20 protein-coding genes are annotated in these 26,004 nt (G+C 64.2%); 10 read left to right on the top strand and 10 right to left on the bottom strand.

From position 1 onward, the window contains the following. Positions 1–50: 50 nt before the first annotated feature. Positions 51–4,301: an autotransporter domain-containing protein gene (locus EPO50_RS02780; RefSeq protein ID WP_296341123.1), complete on the bottom strand. Its 4,251-nt coding sequence runs from the start codon at positions 4,299–4,301 to the stop codon at positions 51–53. A 193-nt stretch (positions 4,302–4,494) separates the two neighbouring features. Between EPO50_RS02780 and EPO50_RS02785 the strand changes: the two genes are divergently transcribed. The 3 genes from EPO50_RS02785 to EPO50_RS02795 all read left to right on the top strand — a co-directional run bounded on the left by EPO50_RS02785 (position 4,495) and on the right by EPO50_RS02795 (position 8,715). Next, positions 4,495–5,421 (top strand): hypothetical protein, encoded by a 927-nt coding sequence (locus tag EPO50_RS02785; protein ID WP_296341124.1) that lies wholly within the window; start codon positions 4,495–4,497, stop codon positions 5,419–5,421. A 148-nt stretch (positions 5,422–5,569) separates the two neighbouring features. Continuing rightward, positions 5,570–7,681, top strand: coding sequence for a molybdopterin oxidoreductase family protein (locus tag EPO50_RS02790; RefSeq protein WP_296341125.1), 2,112 nt, complete (start codon positions 5,570–5,572; stop codon positions 7,679–7,681). An 8-nt stretch (positions 7,682–7,689) separates the two neighbouring features. Next, positions 7,690–8,715, top strand: a complete 1,026-nt coding sequence (locus EPO50_RS02795) for a division plane positioning ATPase MipZ (protein ID WP_296341126.1) — start codon at positions 7,690–7,692, stop codon at positions 8,713–8,715. A 4-nt stretch (positions 8,716–8,719) separates the two neighbouring features. On the opposite strand, the gene EPO50_RS02800 is transcribed toward EPO50_RS02795, so the two are convergent. Then, positions 8,720–9,979, bottom strand: a complete 1,260-nt coding sequence (locus EPO50_RS02800; RefSeq protein ID WP_296341127.1) for an MFS transporter — start codon at positions 9,977–9,979, stop codon at positions 8,720–8,722. Positions 9,980–10,042: 63 nt separating this feature from the next. Here EPO50_RS02800 and EPO50_RS02805 point away from each other — a divergent pair, with 63 nt between their 5' ends. The 3 genes from EPO50_RS02805 to EPO50_RS02815 are packed head-to-tail and all read left to right on the top strand — an operon-like array spanning position 10,043 to position 12,437. After that, on the top strand, positions 10,043–10,747 hold the full coding sequence (locus tag EPO50_RS02805) for a VWA domain-containing protein (RefSeq protein WP_296341128.1): 705 nt from the start codon (positions 10,043–10,045) through the stop codon (positions 10,745–10,747). Positions 10,748–10,770: 23 nt separating this feature from the next. After that, positions 10,771–11,223 carry an OsmC family protein gene (locus tag EPO50_RS02810; RefSeq protein WP_296341129.1) on the top strand — a complete coding sequence of 151 codons (453 nt, stop codon included), beginning with the start codon at positions 10,771–10,773 and terminating at the stop codon, positions 11,221–11,223. Positions 11,224–11,225: 2 nt separating this feature from the next. Next, entirely contained in the window at positions 11,226–12,437 is a 1,212-nt protein-coding gene (locus tag EPO50_RS02815; protein ID WP_296341130.1) for an acyl-CoA dehydrogenase family protein, read from the top strand. Here EPO50_RS02815 and EPO50_RS02820 read toward each other — a convergent pair. Together EPO50_RS02820 and EPO50_RS02825 are read right to left on the bottom strand one after the other, a co-directional pair. Beyond that, entirely contained in the window at positions 12,434–13,183 is a 750-nt protein-coding gene (locus EPO50_RS02820; protein WP_296341131.1) for an SDR family oxidoreductase, read from the bottom strand. The two genes, EPO50_RS02815 and EPO50_RS02820, sit on opposite strands and share 4 nt — an antisense overlap. A gap of 21 nt (positions 13,184–13,204) precedes the next feature. Further along, a complete protein-coding gene (locus tag EPO50_RS02825) occupies positions 13,205–14,437 on the bottom strand; it encodes a hypothetical protein (RefSeq protein ID WP_296341132.1) in 1,233 nt (410 codons plus the stop codon). Between the two features lie 110 nt (positions 14,438–14,547). On the opposite strand from EPO50_RS02825, the gene EPO50_RS02830 reads away from it, so the two are divergent. Genes EPO50_RS02830 through EPO50_RS02840 form a run of 3 tightly spaced genes read left to right on the top strand, consistent with a single transcriptional unit; the run spans position 14,548 to position 17,923 of the window. Beyond that, positions 14,548–15,432, top strand: a complete 885-nt coding sequence (locus tag EPO50_RS02830) for a YicC/YloC family endoribonuclease (protein WP_296341133.1) — start codon at positions 14,548–14,550, stop codon at positions 15,430–15,432. Continuing rightward, positions 15,422–16,072: a guanylate kinase gene (gene gmk / locus EPO50_RS02835; protein WP_296341134.1), complete on the top strand. Its 651-nt coding sequence runs from the start codon at positions 15,422–15,424 to the stop codon at positions 16,070–16,072. The genes EPO50_RS02830 and gmk overlap by 11 nt, the downstream gene beginning before the upstream one ends. 42 nt (positions 16,073–16,114) lie before the next feature. Then, on the top strand, positions 16,115–17,923 hold the full coding sequence (locus tag EPO50_RS02840) for a P-loop NTPase fold protein (RefSeq protein WP_296341135.1): 1,809 nt from the start codon (positions 16,115–16,117) through the stop codon (positions 17,921–17,923). A gap of 161 nt (positions 17,924–18,084) precedes the next feature. Here the strand turns inward: EPO50_RS02840 and EPO50_RS02845 are convergent, their stop codons facing one another. Genes EPO50_RS02845 through EPO50_RS02860 form a run of 4 tightly spaced genes read right to left on the bottom strand, consistent with a single transcriptional unit; the run spans position 18,085 to position 22,053 of the window. Further along, a complete protein-coding gene (locus tag EPO50_RS02845) occupies positions 18,085–18,888 on the bottom strand; it encodes a 1-acyl-sn-glycerol-3-phosphate acyltransferase (protein ID WP_296341136.1) in 804 nt (267 codons plus the stop codon). A gap of 25 nt (positions 18,889–18,913) precedes the next feature. Continuing rightward, entirely contained in the window at positions 18,914–19,744 is an 831-nt protein-coding gene (gene rsmA, locus EPO50_RS02850; protein WP_296341137.1) for a 16S rRNA (adenine(1518)-N(6)/adenine(1519)-N(6))-dimethyltransferase RsmA, read from the bottom strand. Between the two features lie 15 nt (positions 19,745–19,759). Further along, positions 19,760–20,758 (bottom strand): 4-hydroxythreonine-4-phosphate dehydrogenase PdxA, encoded by a 999-nt coding sequence (gene pdxA, locus EPO50_RS02855; RefSeq protein ID WP_296341138.1) that lies wholly within the window; start codon positions 20,756–20,758, stop codon positions 19,760–19,762. Next, positions 20,755–22,053, bottom strand: coding sequence for a peptidylprolyl isomerase (locus EPO50_RS02860; RefSeq protein ID WP_296341139.1), 1,299 nt, complete (start codon positions 22,051–22,053; stop codon positions 20,755–20,757). Before EPO50_RS02860 ends, pdxA begins: the two co-directional genes overlap by 4 nt. Before the next feature lie 161 nt (positions 22,054–22,214). Between EPO50_RS02860 and EPO50_RS02865 the strand changes: the two genes are divergently transcribed. Continuing rightward, positions 22,215–23,294, top strand: a complete 1,080-nt coding sequence (locus EPO50_RS02865; RefSeq protein WP_296341140.1) for an FkbM family methyltransferase — start codon at positions 22,215–22,217, stop codon at positions 23,292–23,294. On the opposite strand, the gene EPO50_RS02870 is transcribed toward EPO50_RS02865, so the two are convergent. Together EPO50_RS02870 and EPO50_RS02875 are read right to left on the bottom strand one after the other, a co-directional pair. Further along, entirely contained in the window at positions 23,248–24,510 is a 1,263-nt protein-coding gene (locus EPO50_RS02870) for an FkbM family methyltransferase (protein ID WP_296341141.1), read from the bottom strand. The genes EPO50_RS02865 and EPO50_RS02870 overlap by 47 nt on opposite strands. A gap of 55 nt (positions 24,511–24,565) precedes the next feature. Beyond that, complete coding sequence (locus tag EPO50_RS02875) at positions 24,566–25,564, bottom strand: class I SAM-dependent methyltransferase (protein ID WP_296341142.1); 999 nt, start codon at positions 25,562–25,564, stop codon at positions 24,566–24,568. Between the last annotated feature and the right edge of the window lie 440 nt (positions 25,565–26,004).

The raw sequence follows: 26,004 nt of genomic DNA on the forward strand, positions 1-26,004 counted from the left end.
TACATTTACGCTTACCCTTAGTCCTGAAAGTCGATTTCGCCGCTTCTTGATCACCAGGTGATTCTGAAACCTGCGCGCAGCGAGTGGTTGTCGGTGCCGCCACCCACTTCGCCGTCATAGGAGACGAAGAGGGAGGTGCGGTTGCTGAGGGCCGTTGCGGCCGAGAAGCCGATGACGGCACTGTCCCGCTGCGGCGTGGCGCCGAAGACGGTGAACTGGCTCACGGGGGCTGCTGCAAAGGCTGCCGTCATCGGGCGCGCGGTGTCGGCGAACTCGTGCATCCAGCCGAGCCGCAGGCCGAGATCGAGCAGCGTGCCGCCGATGTCGAAGCCGCCGGCGAGGTCGATGCCGAAGGTTGTACGCACCGACGTCGTGGTCTGGGCGGCGACAGCAAGATTGAAGACGCCGCCACCGTATTCGGTGAACGCTGCTTGGTTGACAGATCCGATCTGCAGGCGGGCGAAGGGGCTGATCGAGGTGTTGGCGCCGAGACCGAGCCCGAACTTGTAGCCGGCCTCGATCTGGCCGAGGAACTGGTTGGCTGAGGTGTTGCCGTTGGCGAGGCCGGTGGGATTGCCGGGCAGCGAGATCACGCGCTGCATGCGGTTGCTGGCATTGGCGTAGCCCGCCAGGGCATCGGCGTAGAAACCCGGTCCGCTGCCATTCTGAGTGAACGAGCCGTAGACCGCGACACTGAACGAGTCGGAGTATCCGTTGCCGGAGAAGCCGTTCACCCACTGCGTGCCCGACGTGTAGCCGCCGGCGATGCCGACGAGGAAGCGCGGATCGAGACGGTAGTCGATGCCGAAAGCAGTGCCGCCCATCGTGTAGGTGAAGCTCGAGGCATTGGCATCGCCCAGCACGCTGCCGGTACTGCCGATGCCGGCGATCCACGCACCGAACCGGCTGGGTGTCGTCGTATCGCAGGTGACGACGCAGGCTTCGGCGAGCGCTACTCGCTGCGGACCACTGCCGAGGCCGGCACCACGTTCCGTCGCCATCTGCCGGCCGACCGAGTTCATGAACAACTGCGAGGCCCGCGTGTTCAACGTGCCGAAGTCGGCATAGGGCTGGCCGCTCAACGCCTGCAGGGCAGGGGCGCCGGCGCCACTGGGAAGGTTAGCCATGACGGTGACGATGCCGTCGACATTGCCGGAGGCGGCAATGGCATCGAGCGCACCGCCGACCGCCTGCTGGTTGATAGTCAGTCCGGCCGAAGCGAAGGCATTCGAGGCCAGCGCCAGCGAAACATAGACGTTGTTGGCGTCATAGCTGAGGCTGGGTGTCAGGAAGGCGAGGTTGCTGGTGGTCCGGTCGAACTTGCCGACGACACCACCTGCCGCCGAGATGAGCGTATAGGTGCTGTTGGGCCTGTAGGTGCCGGCCAGCGCAAGCACCTCGATCGTGCCACCCTGCAGGGTCGCCTTGTGGCCGGCGCCGACAACATTGATCTTGTCGTTCTGGCCGTTGGAGTTGATCTCGAACTCCAGAATGCCGCTGCGGACCGTATAGTTGCCGTTGATGGTGATGGTGCCGATCGAGTTGCCCGGCGCGATCTCACCACCGTTCTGCGTGATGTCGCCGGTGATGTTGCCGGCACCGCTCAGGATGCCGCCGTTCAACGTCACGTTGCTCGTCAGGCTGCCGTTCACGGCGAAGCCACCGGCATTGATCGTCGTGCCACCACCGAGGGTGCTGGTGCCGGTGAGCGTGACCTTGCCGGTGCCGTTCTTGGTCAACGAACCGGTGCCGGTCATGTTGCCGGCGTAAATGCCGGTGATCGTCTGGTCGAAGATCACCGCGGCATTGTTGACGATATTGCCCTGCAGGCTGTTGGTCGTGCCCTGCAAGGTGCCGGCATTGACGGTGGTGCCGCCGGTGTACTTGCTGGTGCCGGTCAGGATCAGAGTGCCGGCGCCGTTCTTGACCACGCTGCCGTTGCCCGTGGTGGTGCCGACACCTGTGATGTTGCCGGCGAAGGTTTCGTCGCTGTGTTGATCGAAGACCAACGACTTGCTGAGATCTGAAGAGTCGAAGGCGACGTTGCCGCGGATGGTGTCGGAGCTGCCCTGCAGGATGCCCTGGAAGACCTGCGTTGTGCCGGTATAGGTGTTGGTACCGGTGAGGACGAGGGTGCCGGCGCCAACCTTGAGGAGGTTGGTGCCGCTCATGTGGCCTTGCAAGGTGAGCTCCTTGCCTGCATCGACGAGGAAGACACCGCCGGATCCGGCGAGAGTGATGGCGCGCGCCGTTGCGAAGGTATCGGACGCGCGCAGGACACCATTGTCCTGCAACGTGATCCCTGCGGGGGCGAAGCCCAGCTTGTCGTCGGACGCGACCTGCAGCGTTCCGCGCCGGACAAGTGTGCCGCCGCCGTAGGTATTGGTGCCCGTGAGTTGGAGCTCACCGACGCCGTCCTTGACGAGCTGTCCGGCGCCGACAATGTTGCCGCTCCAGGTGATGGGGTGCTGACCGACCGAGACGCCGCCAATACCTTCCAAGGTGATGGTGCGGTTGAACGACGTGCCGGCAGGAGTCGTGGTGGTGGTTCCAATCGAACCGCCGTCCAGGGTGATCCCCGTGCCGGCCGCGCCCAGATTGGTATCGAGCGTAAAACTGATTATGCCTCCGCGCGCCACCGTGCCGCCGGAGTAGGTGTTGTTGCCCGTCAGCACGAGCTCGCCGACACCGGATTTGACCAGCCGGCCGCCGCCGTCGATGACACTGGACACGGTGAGTTCGTTGCGCGTCGACGCGACAACAAAGCCGCCGTCGTTGATCAGCGTGACCGCTCGGTCGATGACTGTCGCCGGGCCGACCGTCAAGTCATCCGAGCGGCCGATCGTGCCGTTGTTCAGTGTGATGCCGGCGCCCGGACCGCTCAGACTGGTCGAAGAGGTGAGCAGCAACGTGCCGCCGGTGATCGTCGTGGCGCCGCTGTAGGTGTTGTTTCCCGTGAGCTTCAGCGTGTTGTTGCCCGTCTTGGTGAAAGCACCGGTGCCGGACATGCTGCCGGCATAGATTCCATCGAGGCGCTGGTCGAAGACGATCGTGCCGCCGGTGCTGGTGATGTTGCCCAACAGGCTTCCGCTATGGCCCTGCAGGGTGCCGGCCATGATCCTGATGCCGCCGGAATAGGCGTTATTGAGGCCAGTCAGTACGGTCGTGCCGGCGCCTTCCTTGTAGATGGACCAGCTCCCGCCGCTGCCCGCGACACCTTTCTGGTCGGCGATCGTGTCCTGGATCGTCTGCGTCTCGCCAACGGCTGGGGCGACTGTGAATTCACCGCTACCGTGGAGAAAGAGGCCGGAGCCGATCCCCTGACCGGCGGTGGATGTCGTCGACCCGGCATTGCCGCCCTGGGCGGTATTGCCCGAGATATTGAGCGAACCGTTGAAGTGCAGTTGGCCGCCGTCTTGGACGAAGATCGCACCGCCGAGGCCTGCGCCACCGCCACCGCCCGCAAAATTGTCACCGACAGCATTGCCGTTGCCGCCGCCGAAGCCGCCGGCGGCGCCTGCGGTGCCGCCGATGGTGCTGCCACCGCCACCGCCGCCGCCACCGCCAAAGCCGCCGGTACCGGCCTGCTGACCGCCACCGCCACCGCCGCCGCCGAAGCCGCCGGGCTGCCCTTGTCCTGACGCCGTGGGAGAACCGTTGCCGCCGCCACCGGTCCCGCCGGCGCCGCTGCCGCCGTTTGCATTGGCGCCGTTGCCCGACGTGCCGCCGCCGCCGCCGCCGCCACCTGGAGCGTTGGAGTTGCGAAAACCGCCAGAGCCGCCGACCGCCGCGTTGCCGTTGAAGCTGACATTGGTCGCCGTTACGGCGCCGGTGCTGGCAATGTACAGGGCGCCGCCGAGACCCGCGGCGCCACCGCCACCGCCACCACCGCTACCGGAATTGCCGCCGCTGCCACCGTGCACTCGGCCATTGACGATCTTGAGGTCGACGATGTCGACGGTGCCGGATTGCACGGTCAGGACGCGGGTATGGTTGTCCCCGGACAGCGTGAAGTTGGCGCCGTTGATCTGGACGCTACGCTGCAGGTTCGGCAACGGGCTGGTCAGGGTGATGTTGGCGGTGAAGGTGATGGTGTCGCCGTTCGCCGCCGTGCTGATCGCGTTCCTGAGCTGAGCGTCGGTGCCGACATTGAAGTTGGCCGCATTTGCCTGAGGCGGCAACAACACACCGACTGCAACGAGAGCGGTCAGTGCGAGGCGCGAGGCCGGCGTTGAAAGGCAGGTTTCCTGAAGCAGGCTGGCCGTCCGGCAAGCCTTCATCGAATTGTTTTTGTTTTCCATGTGATGGACCACCTTGGGTTCATCCCCATCACGCGAGCTCTCCCCTGGCCCGGATGAAGGACTACCCATGCGGTGTTTGCCGCAGAACGCGTGTTTCCAGTATTCTTCTCTTGAGGAATGCGCTGGAATTCTGCGTCTTTTCCGGGGAAATGAGGTATGGAAATCCCGAAGCGTTCGTTAGCGGGGAGTATGGGTGGCACAGGATATCGACCGTAAGTTGCGCCTTACGGCAGCCTTGTTGGGCACGGTCGCGCGCAAGGACCTCGCGGCAGCGTTTCGTCGCGTTAACGCCAACACGTCGTTCGACATCGGCCGTGCCGACAAATGGTTACAGGGCCGGGCGCAGCCGCGCGAACGCCAGGTCTATGAAGACTGGGCGAAGGTCCTCGAACTCGACCGGCCCGGACAGTGGGTCGCGGATTGCGACATTGAGACTTTCCTCGACGAGATCTGCACCCGTCACGGCCGGGATCGAAAGGTCCTGGCACGCGATATCGAGGTGTTTGCGAGCCGTGTGAACGGACAGGGGCCCGCCCTCTCGTTGGCCGGCACGTTCGTCTGCTATTCCCACGCCTGGTCACCCTATTTTCGGGGCCGATTGATCCGTGGAGAACTGACGGTCACGACGTCGTCGACTCCGAACCGTATGCACGCCATTTATACGGAGGTCCTGCCGACCGGGCTGCTGGAACTCAAAGGCGCGATCAACATCGGCAAACGCGCGACACAGGGCAGCGTGGGCGAAGACTCGAGCGGCGTGCCGACGCTCACCTTCTGCCTGTTCCCGGCGTCTCCGCCCGCAAGCGTGCTCGGCGGATTGATGTTCGGCACCACGCTGATCGGTCCCGACGCCCAGCCTTCAGTGACACGCATCGCCATGGTGCGGTTGCCTGGGGCATCGCCGCGGCTGCGGTCGACTGCCGCGTACCTGCCGGCTCAGGGATCGATCGCCGAGGATCTGGTGGAGCTGGGCCTGCGCGTTCAGGACTCCGCCGCGGTCGACCGGCATCTTGCCGAATTTCTCGCCGTCGGCGTCAACGGTTTTGATCAGGTGTCCGTGCCCGCCTATCGGGCGCTGGCCGACCTGTTCGATCGGATCTGGCTGGCGGACGTGTGCTGACGGCCCCGCCGGGACCGCCTGCGGGCCGACCGGCATACTTGCATGATATGTGCGATCAGCTGAACATGTGGATCAGGGACCCTCCCATCCACATTGTTCATCGACATGTCATCTGTATGTTGGGCGGGACCATAAGGAGCGCCGAGTAATGTCCCCCGACGACCATGCCTATGCCCCCAATGCGCGGGTGAAGCACGGCGATGCCGGCATCACCACCGTGCCGTCGGTCTGTCCGCACGATTGCACCAGCACCTGCGCCCTCGATGTCGAGCGGCTGGATGCCAAGCGGATCGGCCGCGTGCGCGGCTCGATGCGCAACGACTACACCGCCGGGGTGATCTGCGAGAAGGTCGCGCGCTACGCCGAGCGCATCCATCATCCCGACCGGCTGATGAAGCCGCTGCGCCGAGTCGGCCCCAAGGGCTCCAAGCAGTTCGCGGAGATCTCCTGGTCGGACGCGCTCGACATCGTGGCCGAGCAGTTCATCGCCAAGGCGCGCCAGCATGGCAGCGAAACGATCTGGCCGTACTACTACGCCGGCACAATGGGACTGGTGCAACGCGACGGCATCAACCTGTTGCGCCATGCGATGAAGTATTCACGCTGGTTCTCCACCATCTGCGTGACGCTTTCGGATACCGGCTGGATCGCCGGCGTCGGCGCCAAGCGCGGCGCCGATGTGCGCGAGGTCGACGAGCATTCCGATCTGGTGGTGATCTGGGGCGGTAATCCGGTGAACACCCAGGTCAACGTCATGACCCACGCCATGAAGGCTAAGAAGCGTGGCGCCAAGCTGGTCGTGGTCGATCCCTACCGCACGGGCACGGCCGACCAGGCGGATATCCATCTCGCGGTGAGGCCGGGCACCGATGGTGCGCTGGCGGTCGGCGTCATGCACGTCCTCTTCAAGGAGGGCTATGCCGACTGGGATTATCTCCGGAAGTACACCGACGCGCCGGACGAGCTGGCCGCCCATGTGGCGACGCGCACGCCGGAATGGGCGTCGAAGATCACCGGCCTCTCGGTCGAGGAGATCGTGGGCTTTGCGCGCCTCTACGGGCAGACCAAGGCCGCGTTCATCCGTTGCCATCACGGCTTCAGCCGCAGCCGTAATGGCGCGGCGAACATGCACGCCGTGACCTGCCTGCCGGCCGTGACCGGCGCGTGGAAGGTCAAGGGCGGTGGCGCACTCTACGGCCACACCGGCATGTACCCGATCAAGAAGACCCTGATCGAAGGGACGGACATGATCGACCTGTCGTTGCGCGAACTCGACCAGTCGCGCCTGGGGCCGATCCTGACCGGCGATCCGGAAGCGCTGAAGAACGGTCCGCCGGTGACCGGCATGCTGATCCAGAACACCAACCCGGCGATGGTCTGCCCGGAGCTGGAGAAGGTGCATGCAGGCTTCAAACGCGACGACCTCTTCGTCTGCGTGCACGAGCAGTTCATGACTGAGACGGCGGCCCTCGCCGACATCGTGCTGCCGGCCACCATGTTCCTCGAGCATGACGACTTCTACACCGCGAGCGGCCATACCTTCTTCCAAGTGACCAAGGCCGTGATCGAGCCGCCGGGCGAATGCCGCGAGAATCACTACGTGATCTCCGAACTGGCCAAGCGGCTGGGCGCCAAGCATCGCGGCTTCGACATGAGCGCGTGGGAAATCATGGACGAGAGCCTGAAGGCCTCGGGCATGTGGGACGCCGAAACCAACTGGCAGAAGGGTGGCCAGGATTTCCATCTCGGCTTCGAGACGTCGCACTTCCTCGATGGTTTCGCCTGGCCGGACAAGAAGTTCCGCTTCAAGCCGGATTGGTCGGCCTACGGTCCGCGCGGCAAGGACATGCCGGTGCTGCCCGACCATTTCGACGTGATCGACAATGCGACGGAAGATAAGCCGTTCCGTCTGGTCGCTGCGCCCGCGCGCACCTTCCTCAATTCGACCTTCACCGAGACGCCGTCCTCGCAGAAGCGCGAGGTGCGGCCGACGGCGTTGATGAATCCGGAGCAGTGCACCGAGATGGGCATCGCCGAAGGCGACCGCCTGGAAATCGGTAACGATCGCGGCAAGACGATCGTCCACGCCAAGCCGCGCAAGGGCCAACAGAAGGGCGTGGTCGTGGTCGAGGGCATCTGGCCCAATCGCAACTTCGAGACCGGTATCGGCATCAACATCCTGACCTCGGCCGATCCCGGCTGGCCGAACGGCGGCGCGGTGTTCCACGATACCGCCGTCTGGATTCGTAAAGCGTCGTGAGTTCGCTGGTGAGTGGTTCATTCCAACCGGCGCCCAATCCAAGCATCGCCCAGACACAGGCGGCGCGGACTCCGGGGCGCGGCCATGTGCTGGTCATCGGCAACGAGAAGGGTGGCTCGGGCAAGTCGACGACGGCGCTTCACATCGCGGTCTCGCTGATGAGCGACGGTGCCAAGGTGGCGACGCTCGATCTCGATGCGCGCCAAGGCACGCTCAGTCGCTACCTCGAAAATCGCGCGGCCTATATCAAGCGCAAGGGCGTCGACCTGCCGATGCCGATCCATACGCCGGTGCCGATCTCGACGTTGAACGAGCGCAGCGCCGCCGAAGCCGACGAGCGCGCACGGCTCGAAGCAGCGCTGGAACCCGCCGTCAGTGCGGCCGACTTCGTGATCGTCGATACGCCGGGCAGCGACACGCATCTCAGCCGGCTGGCCCACACCTGGGCCGACAGCCTGCTGACACCGCTGAACGACAGCTTCATCGACCTCGACCTTCTGGCGCGGGTCGATCCCGACACGCTGAAGGTCGTGCGGCCGTCGATCTATTCGGAAGCGGTGTGGAAGCAGCGCCAGATTCGCGCTGTGCAGGGCGGCCGGCCGGTCGACTGGATCGTGATGCGCAATCGCCTGTCCGCGCTGGCCGCGCGCAACAAACGCGACATGAGCACGGTGATCGAGGCGCTCTCCCGGCGCATCGGCTTCCGCGTCGCCGCTGGGCTCAGCGAACGTGTGATCTACAAGGAGCTGTTCCTGAACGGCCTCACCTTGCTCGATCTCAAGCGCGGCGGCACCGGCCCGTCATTGACCCTGAGCCACGTCGCGGCCCGTCAGGAAGTGCGCGACCTCGTGGCCGCGCTCAACCTGCCGCCGCTGGCCACTGAGTCTGCGCCAACGGACGAGCCTGCACCGGAGACCACGCCTGAAGCGCCATCACCGTCTGCTGAGGCCGAGGCCCAGCCTCAGTCCGAATCTCCGGCAGAGGACGCGCCTGAGATGGAAGTAGCTACAGAAGGCCTGCGGCGGACTGAGTAATACCTCAGTCCGCCGCAAGTGGCCGTGCCTCCGCTAGCGGACGAGCCTGAGACAGAAACAGCCACAGAAGCCCTGCCACCTGCAGGACGAACAGCGCGCCGTAGGACCAGGTGTAGCCGTCGGTCGCGTAGCCGGTTGCCGTGCGTGGCCACAGGTCGACGATCTTTCCGATCGCCCATTGCAGGGCGAAGATCATGGTGAAGACGACGAGGTTCGAGCTGGTGCTGACCCGGCCGGCATAGTGCGCCGGGAAGGAGCGTGCCAGCAGCGGCATGTACTGGATCGGATAGGCGCCGAGGAAGCCGAACAGTAGCCACGCGAGCACGGGCTGGAACGAGGGCAGGAAGGCGAGCCAGGCGCAGACCAGCGCGAAGAGCATGCTGACCAGGGTGGAGGAGGCGAAGTCGCTCACGCCCACGCGACGGAAGGCACCCGACAGCACGCCGCTCAGCGCAAAGCCTAACGTCATGGTGGCCGTCGTGTAGAGCTGGATGTCGGCGCGCACATCCCTGTCGGCGATGCCGCCGACGTCGCGCAGCCACGGCCCGATCCACAAGGTGATGCTGGCGATGAAGGCGACTTGTTGGAACGTGAGCAGCGGCTGGATGCGCCAGAAGAAGCCGTCGGTCAGCACGATGCCGGTGATCTGGAACTGTTCACGCAACGTGCCTTGTGCCTTGGGTGTGCCACGTTCCGGCACGACCACGAACAGGATCGCCGCGGTGACAAGGCAGAACCCGGCCAGCCAGAAGAACAGGCCCTGCCAGCTCATGATCGAGAGCGACCATTGAATGGGGAGGGTGGCGGCCATCGAGCCAAGCCCGCCCGCCATCATGTGGAAGCCGGTGATCAGCCCCCAGCGCTCCGGCGGATACCAGAGTGTGATCGCCTTGATGGCGGCCATCAGCCCGCCGGCGAAGCCCAGTCCGATGAGCACACGTGCGACGACCAGCTCGCCGAGCGAGAAGCTGAGGCCAAACAAGGCTGACCCGATGCCGGCCATCGCCAGCAGCACGGTCTGCACCTTGCGCGGCCCGTAGCGGTCGAGCATGACGCCCAGCACCGGCTGGCAGCCCGCGAAGAACAGGAAGAAGGCGGAGGTGAGGAGGCCGAGGTCGCCCGCGGTGATGCCGACATCCCGTTCGAGATACGGGAAGATGACCGCATTCACGCCACGGAAGATGTAGGAGAGGAAGTAAGCGAGCGCGAAGGGTAGAAAGACGCGCAGCAGCAGCGTGGCGAATGTAGGGGCGTTTCCGGTCATGCTTCGTGTTGGCGCGAATGCGCGCGTGCACCATATTGAACGTGTAACGGAGGGTCAAAGGACGTGGTTGGCGATCGCAAGCTTCCGTCTTCCGCAGGTGCGAACGAGGTCGACGCCTTCGTGCGCGAAGTCGGCAAGTTGCCGACCACCGCCAAGCCGGGCGGTCGCGGGCGGCTGCTGTTCGCGATGGATGCCACGGCCAGCCGCGAACCGACCTGGGATCACGCCTGCACCATCCAGGGCGAGATGTTCGTCGCCGCCGATACGCTGGGCGGTCTCGATGTGCGGCTCGCCTTCTATCGCGGCTTCGACGAATTCAAGGTGAGCAAGTGGACGTCGGACGGCCGCGAACTGGCGCGTCTCATGAGCGCCGTGCGCTGCCTCGCCGGCCGCACCCAGATCGCGCGCTTCCTGCGCTATGCCGGCGACCAGAAGCGCGAAAGCCGGCTCGATGCCGTGGTGTTCGTGGGCGACTGCTGCGAGGAGGATGTCGATGCCGTCGGCCATGAGGCCGGCCAGCTCGGCTTGCTCGGCCTGCCGGTGTTCGTCTTCCAGGAAGGCGACGATCGCGTGGCCTCGCGGCTCTTCCCGCAGATCGCCAAGCTGACGCGCGGCGCCTACTGCAGGTTCGATCGCTCCAGCCCCGACCAGCTCAAACGCCTGCTGGGCGCGGTGGCGGCCTATGCCGCCGGCGGCCGCGCCGCGCTCCTGAAGTATGGCAAGGATCAGGGCGGCGCTGCCGCACTTCTCACCAACCAGATGAAGTGATCGCTCTTTCAAGGGAGAACATCATGGCCGATGTCGCGACCGCTCTTGCGCCGGGTATTGTCGTTGTCGAGGACAACGGGACCGGACCTTTCTCCGAGACGGTGCGCAGTGGCGTGCATGTGCTGGCCGCCGACGAACCGGTCGCGAAGGGCGGCAACGATACCGGACCCGATCCCTATGCTTATCTGCTTGCCGGCTTAGGCGCCTGCACGGCGATGACGCTGCGTATGTATGCGCGGCAGAAGAAGTGGCCGCTGGAGAAGGTGAGGGTGCAGCTCCAGCACGACAAGATCCACGCCGCCGACTGCGAGAGCTGCGAGACCAAGGAAGGCAAGGTCGACCGCATCCAGCGGACCATCGAACTCGAGGGGCCGCTCGACGACGAGCAACGCAAGCGGCTCATGGAAATCGCCGACCGCTGCCCCGTGCACCGCACGCTCACGTCGGAGATCCTGATCCAGACGAGTGCTCGTTAGCGATGAACGTTTCGGAAGGTGCATCGAAGCTGCGCGCGGCTGTCGACACGTTCTTCAACGAAGAGGTACTGCCGCGGCATCGCGACTGGGCGGCTCACGTTGCCCGGCATCCGGGCTCGCCGCCTTTCCTCGCCGGGTTGCGGGCACGGGCGCGTGAGCGTGGCTTGTGGAACCTCTGGCAGCCGGATCGCCTGAGCAATCGCGACTACGCGCCGATTGCCGAGATCACGGGCCGCCTGCCCTGGGCGTCCGAAGTGTTCAACGGCCAGGCGCCCGATGTCCCGAACATGATCATGCTGCAGCATGCCGCGACCCCGGCGCAGAAGCAGCGCTGGCTGGAGCCGCTGCTGGAAGGCCGCATCCGCTCCGCCTTCGGAATGACCGAACCCGACGTGGCGTCCTCGGACGCCACCAACATCGCCACGAGCCTGCGGCGCGACGGTGGCGAGTGGGTCGTCAACGGACGCAAGTGGTACATCACCGGCGGTGCCCATCCCGATTGCGCCTTCGTCATTGTCATGGGGGTCTCGCGCCCCGAGGCGTCGCGCACCGGCCGGCATTCCTGCGTGATCGTGCCGATGGAGACGCCTGGCCTGAAGGTCGTGCGCGAGCTGCGCTTTCTCGGCTGGGAGGACAGCATCGCTCCCATCGCCGAGCTTGAGTTTCGCGACGTGCGAGTGCCACTCGAAAACCTGCTGGGCGAAGAGGGCGAGGGTTTCGCCGCGGCGCAGGTGCGGTTGGGGCCGGCGCGGTTGCACCATTGCATGCGGGCCATCGGGACCTGCGAGGTGCTGGTCGAGTTGATGATGGCGCGGGCGGCCGAGCGGAGCACTTTCGGCCGCACCGTCATCGACTACGACGCAACCCAGCACGCGATTGCACGGTCGCGCATCGAGATCAATCAGGCGCGGCTGCTGGTGCTGCACACCGCCGAACGGCTGGACGCCGACGGCCATCACGCGGCGTGGCGCGACGTTTCAATGGTCAAGGTCGCGGTGCCGGAGATGGCGCAGCGCGTTGCCGATCGTGCGCTGCAATTGTTCGGCGCCATGGGTGGCAGCGACGATGCACCCATTCACCGTGCCTTCGCCGTTGCCCGCATGCTGCGCATTGCCGACGGCCCCGACGAAGTTCACCTGCGCCAGATCTTCCGCGCCGAACCGCCGGCACGATGGCGAGTCGCCGACTCGCCCTACATCACGCCGGGCGCTTAAGCCCCCATCAGCCTCGCGGTCCAGCCGCCGGGCAGCACGGCGCCCAGCCAGACGGCGGCTTTGGTACCGATAGGGAAGGCGATGCGGGCGCGGTTGTTGGCGAGGCCGCGACGGATGATCGAGGAGGCACGCGCCGAACTCATCAGGAAGGGCATGGGGAAAGGGGCGCCCGCCGTCATGCGGCTGACGACGAAGCCGGGGCAGATCACGCTGACGCCGATGCCGTGCTTCTTCAGCACGTAACGCAGGCTCTCGCCCCAGACGCGGACCGCGGCCTTGCTGGCATTGTAGGACGCCGAGTAGGGCAGGCCGATAAAGGCCGCTAGCGAGGAGACGACGGCGATCTGGCCGCTCCCGCGTGCGATCATCCGGTCGAGCAGCGGTTCCACCGTGTTCAGCACGCCGTTGACGTTGACGTCGAAAGTCCGGCGGATGATGGCGAAATCGTCGATCGAGGAATTGTCTTTGTCGACCGAGATGCCGGCGTTGGCCAGGATCAGGTCGACCGGATGGGTATCGTCGAACGCTTTAAGCCAGGCGGCGAACCGCTCGCGTTCGGTGACATCGATCGTTTCGGCGAAGACCGTGGCGCCCTTGGCACGGCAGGCGCTGGCGACAGCGTCGAGGCGCTGCGCGTCGCGGCCGGTCAGGGCGAGGGCGGCGCCCGGCCGGGCATAGTCCAGCGCGATCGCCTCGCCGATGCCGCTCGATGCGCCGGTGATGACGATGCCGGTGAAACTCTTCATGCCTGGGACGCCCCGATCAGTCTACTGCTTGGCCTTCAGGCCCCAGCCTTCGGCCATGTCCCGTGCCATGCGGGCCGCCATGATGCGATAGCCGGGGCTCTCGCCGTTCGGCGCCTGATAGGCATGGATCGAATCGGCGTAGATCGTTTCCTTCACGTTGGCATAGATGTCGAGCAGGCTGCGCACGGCAATGCCGCCTTCGTTCAGCGCCTCGAGATCATGCACGATCCGGATGTAGCGTTGACCGTAGGCCATGTCCGGCGTGGCGCGCTTCTCTTCTTCGGTCAGCGACTTGTCGACGGCCGGCACGGGCTGCAGGAAGAACATCGACTTCACGTTATAGTGGCGGGCCGTCATATCCATGATCCGGATGTATTTCCGGTATTGCGCGATCTGGCGCGTCATCAACTTGCTCGGATCGTCGTAGATGTCCTTCGGCAGCTTCATCATCTCCCAGAACAGCTTGGCGGTCGTCGGGTCTGTCTTGGTGGTGAGCTGCGACATGCCTTCGACCAGCAGATAGGCGCCGTGGGAGTTCTCAAGGAAGCTGCTTTGTATCCAGGCGGCGACTCGTCCGGCCATCCAGCTCACGACCACTTCGCCAAAGCCGTTCTGCGCGGCCAGCGGGTTGGCATCGAGGAAGTTGTTCCCCGGCAGTTCGAAGCGGGACACGACGCCCGGCTGGATCATGTGCTGTTCGTTGTAGCCGTCGAGCGTGATGACGGCGTCGACGAATTCTGCGTAGAGCGAGAACAGGATCGTCTGCTGCGGCTGCTTCCACGCGCCATCGCCGCCGTTCAGCACCAGGAACGGTTTGCCGTTGGGGCTGACGTACTTCTTGTTCAGCTCCTCCTCAAGATAGCGCGGCGCCGGCTTGGGCTGCATCTGTCCCAACTGGGCAGCGACCGATCCGCCGGTGAGCAGGACGACATAGCGATCGGTGCGGCGCTGGTCCGGGAAGTCCTCACCGAACAGGCCAATGTTGTTCACGCCAGGCAATGAGCAGGGTTGGCCCCTACTGTGAACGAAAGCCAGGTAGGGATGCGGGAACAGCGTATCGCCGTAGCGGCAGCCGGATTCGCGGGCGGCGCTTTGCACGAACGTGTTGGTGTTCTGGGTGAACAACTTTGCAGAGGGTGTGTATTTTCCGTCCCGCAAGGTCAGCCATGCGGTCGCACCAACCTCGAAGCAGAGGAGCGCAATCGTCAGGCCGACCAGAATGGAAACGACTTTCAGTCCGGTGCGCTTAAGCACGCTTGCCCCCAGCCCGGCGATTCATCCTGAGAAACTCCATTTGAATTAGGCGGACAGTACACTAATGAGACATGAACGCCCATTGGAGCGAGGATAACTTGATTGCGAGCATGACGGGCTATTCCCGGGCGCAGGGATCGGACGAGAGACGGCGCTGGGTCTGGGAGGCAAGAAGCGTCAATGGGCGCAATCTCGAAATCCGCTGCCGCGTGCCGCAGGGCTTCGATCGCCTGGAAAATCCGGCGCGGACCGCTGTCGGTGGCCGTCTGAAGCGCGGCAACGTCGCGCTCACGCTCACCATCACCAGCGAGCGCCAGAGCAAGCCACTGGCCATCAACCGTGCGTTGCTTACCGAACTCAGCGCGCTGGTCGAGGAAGTGCGGCGCACGACGGGCGCCGCCGCTCCGTCAGCCGACGGATTGCTGCGCGTGCGCGGCGTCATCGAAGAGGAAGAGACGGCCGAGGAAAGCGAAGAGGCGCTGGTCGCCCTCGACAAGGCGGTGCAAGGAACGCTCGAGGAGGCGCTGAAGGGTCTCGTCTCTGCCCGCGCGGCCGAAGGCAAGGCGCTGGCCACGGTGATCGGCGGCCATGTGACGGAGATCGAAGGTCTTTGCACGCGCGCCGCCGAACGGGCGGCAGCGCAGATCGGCACCGTGCGCCAGAGGTTCGACGGACAGCTCGCCGAACTGCTGGAGCGCGTGCCGGCTCTTTCCGAGGAACGCTTCGCGCAGGAAGTGGCGCTGCTGGTCGGCAAGGCCGATGTGCGCGAGGAACTCGACCGGCTGACGGCCCATATCGCCCAGGCGCGCAGCCTGCTGGCCGATGCGCGGCCCGACAATCCAGTGGGCCGCAAGTTCGATTTCCTCTGTCAGGAATTCAACCGCGAGGCCAACACGCTCTGCTCGAAGTCTGCCGACATCGAACTGACGCGCATCGGCATCGATCTGAAAGGCGCCGTAGAGCGCATGCGGGAGCAAGTACAGAATGTCGAGTGATGCCGATGCGCCGATGATTCAGCGGCGCGGCCTGATGCTGGTCCTGTCCTCGCCGTCGGGCGCCGGCAAGACGACCCTGTCGCGGCAGCTCCTGGAGAACGATCCCCACATTCAGTTGAGCGTCTCGTGCACGACGCGCGACCGCCGTCCGGGCGAGCAGGGCGGTGTCGACTATCACTTCATCGATGCCGCGACCTTCCGCGACATGATCGAGCGCGACGAGTTCCTCGAACATGCCCGCGTGTTCGACCATTACTACGGTACGCCCAGCCTGCCGGTCGAAGAGGCGTTGATGGCCGGACGCGACATGCTGTTCGACATCGACTGGCAGGGTACGCAGCAGCTCAAGGAGAAGGGCCGCGACGACCTGGTGACGGTGTTCATCCTGCCGCCGTCGACGCGCGACCTTGAACGCCGCCTGATCTCGCGGGCGCAGGACGCTCCCGATGTCGTGGCGCGCCGCATGGCGAAGGCCGCCGACGAGATGAGCCACTGGGCCGAGTACGACTACACGATCATCAACAAGGACATCGCCACCAGCGTCATGCAGCTCAAGGCCATCCTGATGGCCGAGCGGCTAAAGCGCGAGCGTCAGCTCGGCCTGTCGGACTTCGTCAAGGCGTTGCGCGAGGGGCGGTGATCGGCTGGCAGTTGCTGCTTCGCTTAGTAGAGGCTTTCGAACGTGACCGACGATCCAAATAGGCATGTAAGGGAGTATCTGGACTACTATCTAGATATGAAGCATCCGCCAAAATTTGCGGTCATGCTCAAAGGCCCTTGGGGGATTGGTAAGTCGACCCTGATTCGTGAGTACTTGGAAAAGAAGCACCTTTCGCCGAGCGATGTTAGTGACGCTCGTTCTCACAGCGGCCCTGCCTACATTTACGTCAGCTTGTTCGGCATCCAAAGTGTCGAGCAAGTTCACCGAGCTATACAACACAAGGTATACCCTTTGCTTGGCAGCAAAGCGGCAAAGGTAGCTACTGAGATAGCGAAAGCAGCAGCAAAGAAGCTCGCTGTCCTGCCTGAGCTTTCACTCGAGGACTTGCTTGGCATTCCTAATGTACAGGTGTTTGTCTTTGACGACCTTGAACGATGCGAGATGTCATCCAAGGCTCTTCTTGGCTGCATCAACTATTTCATTGAGCATCTGGATCGCAAGGTCATACTTGTTGCCCATGACGAAATCTACAGCGATGCTGCTTACCTCGAGCAAAGAGAGAAAATAGTTGGTCAAACGCTGCAAATGCAGCCGGTCCTTGATTCCGCTCTGCCGAGATTCATCTCTTCAATAGAATTTGATGCAGCGCGATCATTCCTCGAGCGTCAATCTGCCGAACTTGCCACGGTGTTTCGGCAATCGGGTACGGAGAACCTCCGTGTTCTGCAGCGAAGCATTTGGGCGTATGTCCGTTTCTTTCGGTGCCTCGCAGAACGACATCTGAAGAACGAAAGAGCAATGATAAGTGCGCTTCGTTTGATCATGGCGTGGTCTCTGGAGTTACGCTCCGGCAAACTCCAGTTGGACGATCTTCGAGAGCGCCGATCTTGGATCGAATTGGCGACGGATCGGCACTTCAACAAAGGTAAGAGCGAAGGAACATTCGCTCAGCGGGCGAAATACTACTCTGAAGTCGAGCTGGGAGCAGATGACTTGTCGACGGACGTGCTCCTTGAAATATTAGGCAGCGGTCTGTTCGACTCAAAGAAGATCCAAGAGTGCTTAGACCGCAGCTCTTGGTTCGTAACTCCTGAAGACGAGCCGGCATGGCGAACGGTTTGGTACGGATTCGAGCGCGACGAATCTGTATTTCACGCTGCTGTTCAGAAAATGGAGTGTGAATTTGCTGCTCGCGAGATTGTCGCTCCAGGGATCATCCTTCACGTCTTTGGACTACGCCTGTGGCTTTCAAGTATTGGTCAGCTTGCAATAGGCGAAGAAGAAGTAGCTAAGGAGTGTCAACTATACCTCGACGACCTATACAAAGCAGGAAGACTTGAACCATCGCCTTTCACCCACTCGTTGGAGGATATGAATGACGGTTACGATGGTCTCGGCTTTCATGCGCAGGGCCCAAGATTCAGTGACTTAGCCAAACGCTTAGAAGAACTTCGATATCTGGCGAGAAGTGACAGCTATTCGAAAATTGGTGAAGAGCTTGTTGGGTTAATGCGTTCAGACTCTAACCTCTTTTTTCGTCGACTGTGTTTCACCAATTCTGGCGAGAGTACCTACGCGCGTGTTCCAGTACTTTCGAAGATTAAACCTGCTGACTTCGTGAGCAGTATACTGAGTTTAAAGCCATCAGCGCAGAAGCAGGTCATGGAAGTATTCCGTTTTCGCTATGAGGCGGGCCAACTCGACAACCAACTCGCGGAAGAAAAGGCATGGGTAGCAGAGGTGCGACAGTTGCTGGAGGGTGAATCGGCACGGTTATCTCCGATTACACGAGCAAGAATTGCTAAGTTTATTGAATGGTATATGCCTTGAATCTAGGGTTGATTTGAACGTGTGTGGGCGGATGACCCGTACGTCCGGACGCCGTACTCGTTGTGGCGGCGCGAACTGAGGCGATAGTGTGTTCGAGCTCAGGGCGATCCTCATCACCGAGCGGCTGAAGCGCGAGCGTCAGCTCGGCCTGTCGGACTTCGTCAAGGCGTTGCGCGAGGGGCGGTGATCGGCTGGCCGATGCCCGTCTGGCCCTGCGAACGCAGGACGAGCTGGCTCGGCGCATAGGGACGACCCGAGCATTCCGCGATCAGGCGATCGCTCGCGGTCTCGATCGTGCTTTCCAGGCGGCGCATGAAGTCGGCCTTGTCGAGGCCTGTCTCGATCGCGGGCAGGAACTCGATGGCCGCGCGGCCCGGCTTCTTCCACCAGTCGCGGCGATTCCACACTAGGCCGACCGACGTCGCCACCGGCGTTACCGGCAGGTTCAGGTCGCGATAGAGATAGAAGATGCCCGAGCGATAACGCTCGCGTTCGCCCGGCGCCATCAGATGGCCCTCGGGGTAGATCGCGATGTGACGCCCACTGTCGCAGGCGCGCTTGGCGAACTGCGCCAGGTTCTCGCGCTCCTTGCCGCCGCCGCACGTGTCGACGCGGATCATCTGCAGGCGATAGAGGATCGCGCCGATCAGCGGATAGCGAAACAGCTCCTGCATGGCGACGAAGGCGATGCCGGGGATCTCGGCCGCGAGCAGGATGCCGTCGCATTCGCTGTGGTGCTTGTTGGCCAGCAGCACCGGGCCGTGCTTGGGTAGGTTCTGCCGGCCGCGCACCTCGACCTTCATGCCGCCGATCCAGCGCATGCCCCAAACGACGGCGCGGGCCCAGTAGTGCAGCAGGCCGCGCAGCAGCACCGGCGTGGGGATCGGCACCATCAGGATGCCGAGGATCGCCGCGATCAGGGTGCCGACATAGAAATAGAGATTGAAGGCCAGGGACCGGATCATGGGTCCATTTATAGTGAGTGCTCACTCACTCGTCAAGTCGACCCGCGAGGCGGACGAAATCAGCCACGGAAAGTTCTTCGGCGCGGGCGGTCGGCGACAGGCCGAGGTCCGTCAGGACGGCCGTGGGATCACGGAAGAGCCCGGCCAGGGAGCCGCGCAGCATCTTGCGGCGCTGACCGAAGGCCGCGGCCGTCACCCGTTCCAGCGGCCCGAGATCGGCCAGACAATCGGCGGCCGGCCGCGGCGTGAGCCGGGCCACGGAGGAAACGACCTTGGGCGGCGGCACGAACGCCGAGGGCGGGATGTCGAACAGGCGGCGGACCTCGCAGACATGCTGGGCGATCACCGACAGCCGGCCATAGTCCTTGCTGCGCGGCGCGGCGACCAGCCGGTCGACGACCTCCTTCTGGAACATCAGCACCATGTCGGTGAGTTCGTCGGCGGCGTGCAGCCAGCGCACGAGCAGCGGCGTCGAGACGTTGTACGGCAGGTTGGCCACGATGCGGCGCGGCGCGGGACCGAGTGTCGATGGGTCGATCCGCAGCGCATCGGCTTCAAGCAGCGCGAGATGGCCATCGGCCGCCGCCTCGAGTTCACGCAACGCCTCGATGGCGCGACGATCGAGTTCGATCGCAACGACATTCGCAGCGCCTTCGAGCAGCAGCGCGCGCGTGAGGCCGCCGGGACCGGGGCCCACTTCGATGACAGTGCCTTCGTCGAGAGGAGCGGCGGCGCGGGCAATGCGTCGCGTGAGGTTGAGGTCGAGCAAGAAATGCTGGCCGAAGCGTTTCTTGGCGTCGAGACCATGCGCGGCAATGGTCTCGCGCAGCGGCGGCAGGGTTGCGATCCGATCCATGTCGGCTGTCGCTGGCTAGTTGCCGCGACGACGCGCCATGTCGTCGGCCATGTCGATCGCGGCCAGCAGGCTCGCCGGATCGGCGCGGCCGGTGCCGGCGATGTCGAGGGCGGTGCCGTGATCGGGCGAGGTGCGCACGAAGGGCAGGCCCAGAGTGACGTTGACGCCGCCCGAGAAGTCGATGGTCTTGATCGGGATCAACGCCTGGTCGTGATACATGCAGAGCGCGGCGTCGTAGCCGGTACGGGCGCCGGCATGGAACAGGGTGTCGGCCGGTGACGGCCCGCGCGCATCGATGCCGGCGCGCTGGAGCGCCGCAATGGCCGGCGCGATCACCCGACGTTCCTCGTCGCCCATCGCGCCTTGCTCGCCGGCATGCGGATTGAGCGCCGCCACGGCGAGCCGCGGCTGCTCGATGCCGAAGAGTTCCACGAGTCCCTGCGCCGTGATGCGGCCCGCGCGTTCGATAGCCTCACCGTCGAGTGCCCGCACCGCATCGGCCAAGGAAAGGTGGATGGTCACCGGCACGACGCGAAGCTGCGGACAGGCCAGCATCATCGCGACCTCGACGCCACCGGCCAGCTCAGCAAGAAATTCCGTGTGGCCGGGATGCTTGAAGCCGGCGTCCTGCAGCGTCTTCTTCTGGATCGGGTTTGTCACCACACCGGCGATCGTTCCGGCCATGGCGAACAGCGCGGCCCGTTCGATGGCTTCGAGCGTGGCGCCGGCATTCTCGGGATCGGGTTGCCCAGGCGTCACCGGCTTGGCGAGATGCACCGGCAAAACGGGGAGGGCGGCCGCGAAGGTGGCCGCTGCATCTTCAGGCGTGCCGATCTCGCGCACCGGCACGTCGAGGCCGAGCCGCGCCGCCAAAGCGGACAGCCGGGCGGGATCGTCGAGCACGAAAAAGGCGCGGCCGGCCTTATGCAGTACCTGCCACGCCTTGAGGCTGAGTTCGCCGCCGACACCGGCCGGCTCGCCCATGGTGATGGCGAGCGGCAGGGATGGCGTCATGACTTGATGTCGATCGTCGCCTGGCGGCGCAGGTCGCGCATGTAGCGACGGCCCGCGGCTTCCAGCTTCTGCAGCAGGATCTGCTGGGAAATGGCGTCGCGCGTCGGCAGGCCGTCACCGCCCGACTTGCTGCACACCGCTACGATCTGCAGACCTTCGGCAACGCGGAACGGTCCCGCGATACCGCCGATCGGGAGCTTGGGCAGTTGTTCGTACATCTGCGTGTTGGCGGCGAGATCGCCCACGCGCACGCCGTTGAGATCGCCCGAGGTCGCGCCCTTGAGGTCACGCGCTCTGACATGCAGATCCGTACACTGGCGCACACCGGTCATCGCCTTCTGGGCTTCCTGCATGCCGCGGTTGGTCTCGTCGGGCGAGGCGTTGAGCGGCAACGGCAGGGTGAGCTGCACCAGATTCAGACGAATGTCGTCGGGGCGAGCCGCCGCGAAGGCGCGACGGTCGACCACCATCAGCACGTGCCAGCCGGCTGCGGTGCGGATCGGCTCGGAGAATGCGCGCGGTTGCAGCTTCTCGATCGCGGTATCGAGTGTCGGATCGAGACCACCCGGCAGGATCCAGCCGAGATCGCCACCGGATTGCGCGGTGGCGCCCTGCGAGAATTGCTGCGCCACTGCGGGGAATGGCGCGCCACGGCGCAACTGCTCGACGACGCGGTCGGCGCTGCGCTTGCCTTCGTCGGCGCCGTCGGCGCGATCCACCGGAATGAAAATCTCGGCCACGCGGGTCTCGGTCTTGCCGACGTTGCCGCGCATGCGCGACAGCGCGTCGTCGACCTCGGCCTCGGAGACATCGACCTGGGCACGCACCCTGCGACGAATGATCTTGCCCCAAGCGATCTGCGCCTCGATCTGCTGCGCGGCGATGTCCGGAGCGACACCGACACTCTGCAGATATTGCCGGAACTGGCCGCGACCCATGCCGGCGGAACGTTCGATCTCGGCAAAGCGGCTCTGGACTTCGCCTTCGGTGGGCTTCACGCCGAGTCGCTTGGAGTCCTGCACCTGCAGTTTCTCGTCGATCATCTGGCGCAGAATTTGCCCCGCCATGCGCTGGCGCAGATCGGGACTGTCGGCCAGGCCGCTGGTCTTGATCGCGAACAGCACGCGCTGCTGCAAGTCGAAGTCGGTGATGGCGTCGTCATTGACGCGGGCAACCACACGCAGCCCTTGCGTCGGCGCGTTGGCGCCGGCCGCAGGTGGCCGTTGAGCCGATGCCGTGGCCGGCAGCAGCAGAAGAGTGATCGCGACGAGAGTGCGGAGGGCGGACGCGGACATTTCACCGGCGGATTGAGAGAGGGACATCCATTATATTCCGTAGCAGGTTAGCTGCAATGCATGGGCCTACGGGCAGACTATGGCAACACACAGGCATTGCTTGACGGTCGGCAGTGGGTGGTTTAGCCGAACACGGGCACAGTGGGAGCGTAAAAATCGGCATGACGACGGCCCAAGGCCCGATCAGCATTGCCAGCACCTGGGAACGGGTGCGCTCCGGCGTGGGTTATCACCTCGACAATATGGGACGCTGGCTGATCGTCCACGCGCCGGCAATTGGCGTTGCTTATGCAGGCGTTCTGGCGCCGCGGCGGCCGAGTCTCGAGCCGCGACCGGGCTGGCGTTTTGCCGAGGAATACTACGATCAGCGCCGCTGGCTGGCCTGCCGGCGTGGTGCCTTGTGGGAAGCTGCGCGCGAAAAGGACCTGGCAGTGCCGCTCACCGTGCGCTGGCACGGTGGCACCACGGTCGATTTGACGCTGGGGAACGATAACAGCCTCTGCCTCTACGTTTGCGGCTCGTTCGAGCCCAACGAGTTCGCCTTCGTCGACCGCTTCCTGAAGCCCGGCATGTCGTTCGTCGATGTCGGTGCCAATGACGGTTACTACACGCTCTTCGCCGCCCGCCGGGTCGGTTCCACCGGCAAGGTGATCTCCGTCGAGCCGAGTTCGCGCGAAAGGGCGCACCTGCAACGCAATCTCGGTCGCAACGGCCTCGACAACGTCCATGTCGTGGCGGCGGCTCTGGGCGCGACGGCGGGTGTCGTCGACCTTCACCTGGCGCATGGTGTTCACGCCGGACACAACACGCTGGGCGATTTCGCCCATGACGATGTCGTCCGCGCCAGTTCAGAGCGTGTACCGCTGGAAACGCTCGACTCGGTGGTCGCGCGCCATGGACTGTCGAAAATTGACATGGTCAAGATTGACGTCGAGGGCGGAGAGGCAGGTGTTGTTGCCGGCGCCAAGACCGTCCTGAAATCAATGCGGCCGCTTCTGCTCATGGAATTGAACGAGCGCGCCCTGCATGCGCAGCATCAAAGCGCCTCAGCCCTGCTGCATACGTTACGTGGCGACCTCTCCTACGAGATCCTGGTGTTCTCCCACACCACCGGACTGATCGAACGCCCTGCGGCCGGCTCAGCCTTGTCGCCGAACGTGATCGCCGTCCCCATGGAGCGGCTGTCGGAGTTCGTCAAGGAGCCGAAGGTTTTGCCTTCGCCCGCACGCCTGACAGCGTAAAGACCGTCCGCGTTCCCTCCGACGCGACATTGCGGAACGCCAGAGACTTCGATTGCGAAGCGGGCGCGGCGACCACGACCCGCTGTGCGCCACTCATGGCCGAAAGAGTACGTTCGGGCGATACGAACACCGAGGGATCGCTCCCAGCGATGCCGATGCCGAGCTTTCCTTCGCTCACCTCGACCTCGATCTCCAGTGCCAGCGACCCGCCCGCGGGGACAGCCGCCAGCGCGCCGGGATCGACGGCGAGCGAGAGCGCGTAGCTCCACATCGACGGTGACGTCTCAATGGCGCGGCCGGTGAGGGCGGTGAACTCCTGGCGGCTGCCATCGCTGCCGGCGCCGCTGGGGATCAGTTTGCGCATCGCGCGCGATACGGCAGCGACCAGCGAGGTCGGCGGAGCGGAGGCGCGATCACTCTGGAATTTCGCCTCGTTCTGCAGTTCACCTGTCGTCAGTGGACGCTCGATAGAAGTGCCGGTCACCGCATCGAGAGACTCCTCGAAGCGCATCGGTGGCGGGAATACGAGTTCCAGTTTCGCGCCATCGGCGAGCTTGAGCTGTTCGCGGCCCTGCTGAAGGACGAAGTTGTCATTGTCTAGAACGAGCGCCTGGCGATAACCGCGCTGCGCCAGCCAGGCCAGTGCCTCGCCGGCGCTCTGGTTGCGCTTGGCCAGCGCATGATTGAGTTCGACCACGATGACGGGATTGTGCTTGGCGAGCGTCTGCTCGGCGCCACGCAAGACCTCGAAGTCGAAGCTGTCGACGTCGATCTTGATGCAGTCGACGCGGGCGGGCTTCTTCTCGGCGATGAAGTCGTCGAGCCGGTAGAAGGGGTAGTCCTTCACGTCGCCTTCGCCGCCCCACATGCGGAAGATGCGGTCCTGATGCACGCCGGTGACGGCCCCGAGGGCGACGTCGTGAACGTCGGCGTTGGCGATCCCGTTATGCTGCAGGTTCTCGCGCAGCATCTTCGCCGTCGACGTCGGCTCGAAGGAGAGCACGCGGCCTTTGTGCGCCAACTGACCGAACAGGATGGAGTAGTAGCCGACGTTGGCGCCGATATCGAAAATCCACCAGTCCGGCTGCACGTTGTCGACGAACCAGCGCTTCGTCTCCAGTTCGCAGAGGGGATAGTAGCTGCGGAACTCCTCGTAGAAGGAAACCAGCTCGATGGCCGCCCGCCCCGGGATGACCGTTTCAACGCGCTCTTTCATTGTCGTCCCTAGATGATTTGGCTGTGGGGCGTTTCCGGTGTCACTTGGCGCTCGATCATTTGGCGCCCAGGCCGACCAGGACCCAGCTCTTGCGGATCCAGAACAGGCGCTCGAAGCGCGCACTCCATGCGTCGAAGTTCTCGACCACGGCCTGGACCACACCGAGGGGTGCCAGGTTGTGGCTGAGCGCATCGGGGTCTGGACAGAAATCGTGCCAGACGCAAGTGCCGCCTTTTCTCACGACGCGCAGGGCCTTCTCCGTATCGCTGGCCACGACATCGGGCGTATGGCCACCGTCGATCAGCACGGTGTCGAAACGATTCTCCTCGAACGGCCGTGTATCGAACTCCCGGCTGTCGCAAAGGATCTGGTGCACACGCGATGCAAAGCCGGCGTCGCGATACAGCCGGCCGATGAACTGACCTGAATCGGTGGAGGAATAGAGCGTCTCGCCGTCGGCGTCGGTCTCGCCCTGGGGGAGGTTCAGCGTCCAGATCTCGGCATCGGTCGCGCGTGCGATAAGCGTTGCCCCGAAGCCTTCCCAGGTGCCGAATTCGAGATGGCGGCGCGGCGCGATCGATCGCCAGAGATAGTCGAGGATGGGGGCGTCATCCGTCTCCATCTTCCAGTCGGCCAGTGACTTGTTTTGTGCGGCGGGCGGCTCGGCCTTGCCGGCTGGCCCGAAGACCGACGGCAGGGCCGTGGTATCGACTATCTCGAGGATGGCGGCGGTCTTCGCCGGAGGACGCACGGGGAAGGGGTGGTCCCATGTCGTTTGGGCCCAGGCGAGCGCCTGCCTGAGTTCGGCGAGCGGGATGCTGCGATTTGCCGGTTGCGTCCAGGAGGCGTGAAAGGCGCGGCCGTCCGGCATTTTCTGCGCGCGGATGTCGAGTACGTCGAAGCGGGTCGCCATCCCGGTGGACGCGGCGTTGCGGAACAGGACGTGGCTCGCCTTACTCGGATCGCGCACCCACACCCGCACGGTCGTCGGCACCGTACTTGCGCGGATCGTCCGCTCGCGGGACGCAAACGACGAATAGTCGGCGCCGATCACGATCACGCCCAGGTCGCCTTCGTGCACCAACACCCTGCATTCGACGATCAACGCATCGTTGGGTGATAGGTCACTCAAGGCTTCCGTACGCAACGGATAGGAGAGGGCATAGCTCCACTGCTCCGGAGCCGTTTCGGCTTCGACGAGAGTACCGCCTGTGCCCCAAGGAACGATGTTGCGAAGGGTGCGAAAGACGCTGGAAGGAACCCTGACCTGCGAGCCGTTATGAACTTCTGGCCGGTCCGGGATTAGTCCTCTGATCTGCTGTGGCATCTTTTGCGTGAACGGGTGGCCCTGCGGGCGATATCAATCATCGTGCGGGCTCGCCGTCAAACGTTGACCGGTTTTGGGGCGCGAGTGATGATCCGGGGCAATGCCTCTCTCGCCGTAAGGTGGTGGATACGTGTTTCGCGCGGACCCCGCGACTATGTCGAAAGGAA

The sequence above is a fragment of the Reyranella sp. genome, from assembly GCF_004297405.1.
In the GTDB taxonomy this organism is placed as follows: Bacteria; Pseudomonadota; Alphaproteobacteria; order Reyranellales; family Reyranellaceae; genus Reyranella.

Coding starts and splice junctions, on each gene's coding strand:
- EPO50_RS02780 (WP_296341123.1), bottom strand. CDS start 4,301: ATGGAAAACAAAAACAATTCGATGAAGGCTTGCCGGACGGCCAGCCTG.
- EPO50_RS02790 (WP_296341125.1), top strand. CDS start 5,570: ATGTCCCCCGACGACCATGCCTATGCCCCCAATGCGCGGGTGAAGCAC.
- EPO50_RS02800 (WP_296341127.1), bottom strand. CDS start 9,979: ATGACCGGAAACGCCCCTACATTCGCCACGCTGCTGCTGCGCGTCTTT.
- EPO50_RS02810 (WP_296341129.1), top strand. CDS start 10,771: ATGGCCGATGTCGCGACCGCTCTTGCGCCGGGTATTGTCGTTGTCGAG.
- EPO50_RS02815 (WP_296341130.1), top strand. CDS start 11,226: ATGAACGTTTCGGAAGGTGCATCGAAGCTGCGCGCGGCTGTCGACACG.
- EPO50_RS02820 (WP_296341131.1), bottom strand. CDS start 13,183: ATGAAGAGTTTCACCGGCATCGTCATCACCGGCGCATCGAGCGGCATC.
- EPO50_RS02830 (WP_296341133.1), top strand. CDS start 14,548: ATGACGGGCTATTCCCGGGCGCAGGGATCGGACGAGAGACGGCGCTGG.
- gmk (WP_296341134.1), top strand. CDS start 15,422: ATGTCGAGTGATGCCGATGCGCCGATGATTCAGCGGCGCGGCCTGATG.
- EPO50_RS02845 (WP_296341136.1), bottom strand. CDS start 18,888: ATGATCCGGTCCCTGGCCTTCAATCTCTATTTCTATGTCGGCACCCTG.
- rsmA (WP_296341137.1), bottom strand. CDS start 19,744: ATGGATCGGATCGCAACCCTGCCGCCGCTGCGCGAGACCATTGCCGCG.
- pdxA (WP_296341138.1), bottom strand. CDS start 20,758: ATGACGCCATCCCTGCCGCTCGCCATCACCATGGGCGAGCCGGCCGGT.
- EPO50_RS02860 (WP_296341139.1), bottom strand. CDS start 22,053: ATGTCCGCGTCCGCCCTCCGCACTCTCGTCGCGATCACTCTTCTGCTG.
- EPO50_RS02865 (WP_296341140.1), top strand. CDS start 22,215: ATGACGACGGCCCAAGGCCCGATCAGCATTGCCAGCACCTGGGAACGG.
- EPO50_RS02870 (WP_296341141.1), bottom strand. CDS start 24,510: ATGAAAGAGCGCGTTGAAACGGTCATCCCGGGGCGGGCGGCCATCGAG.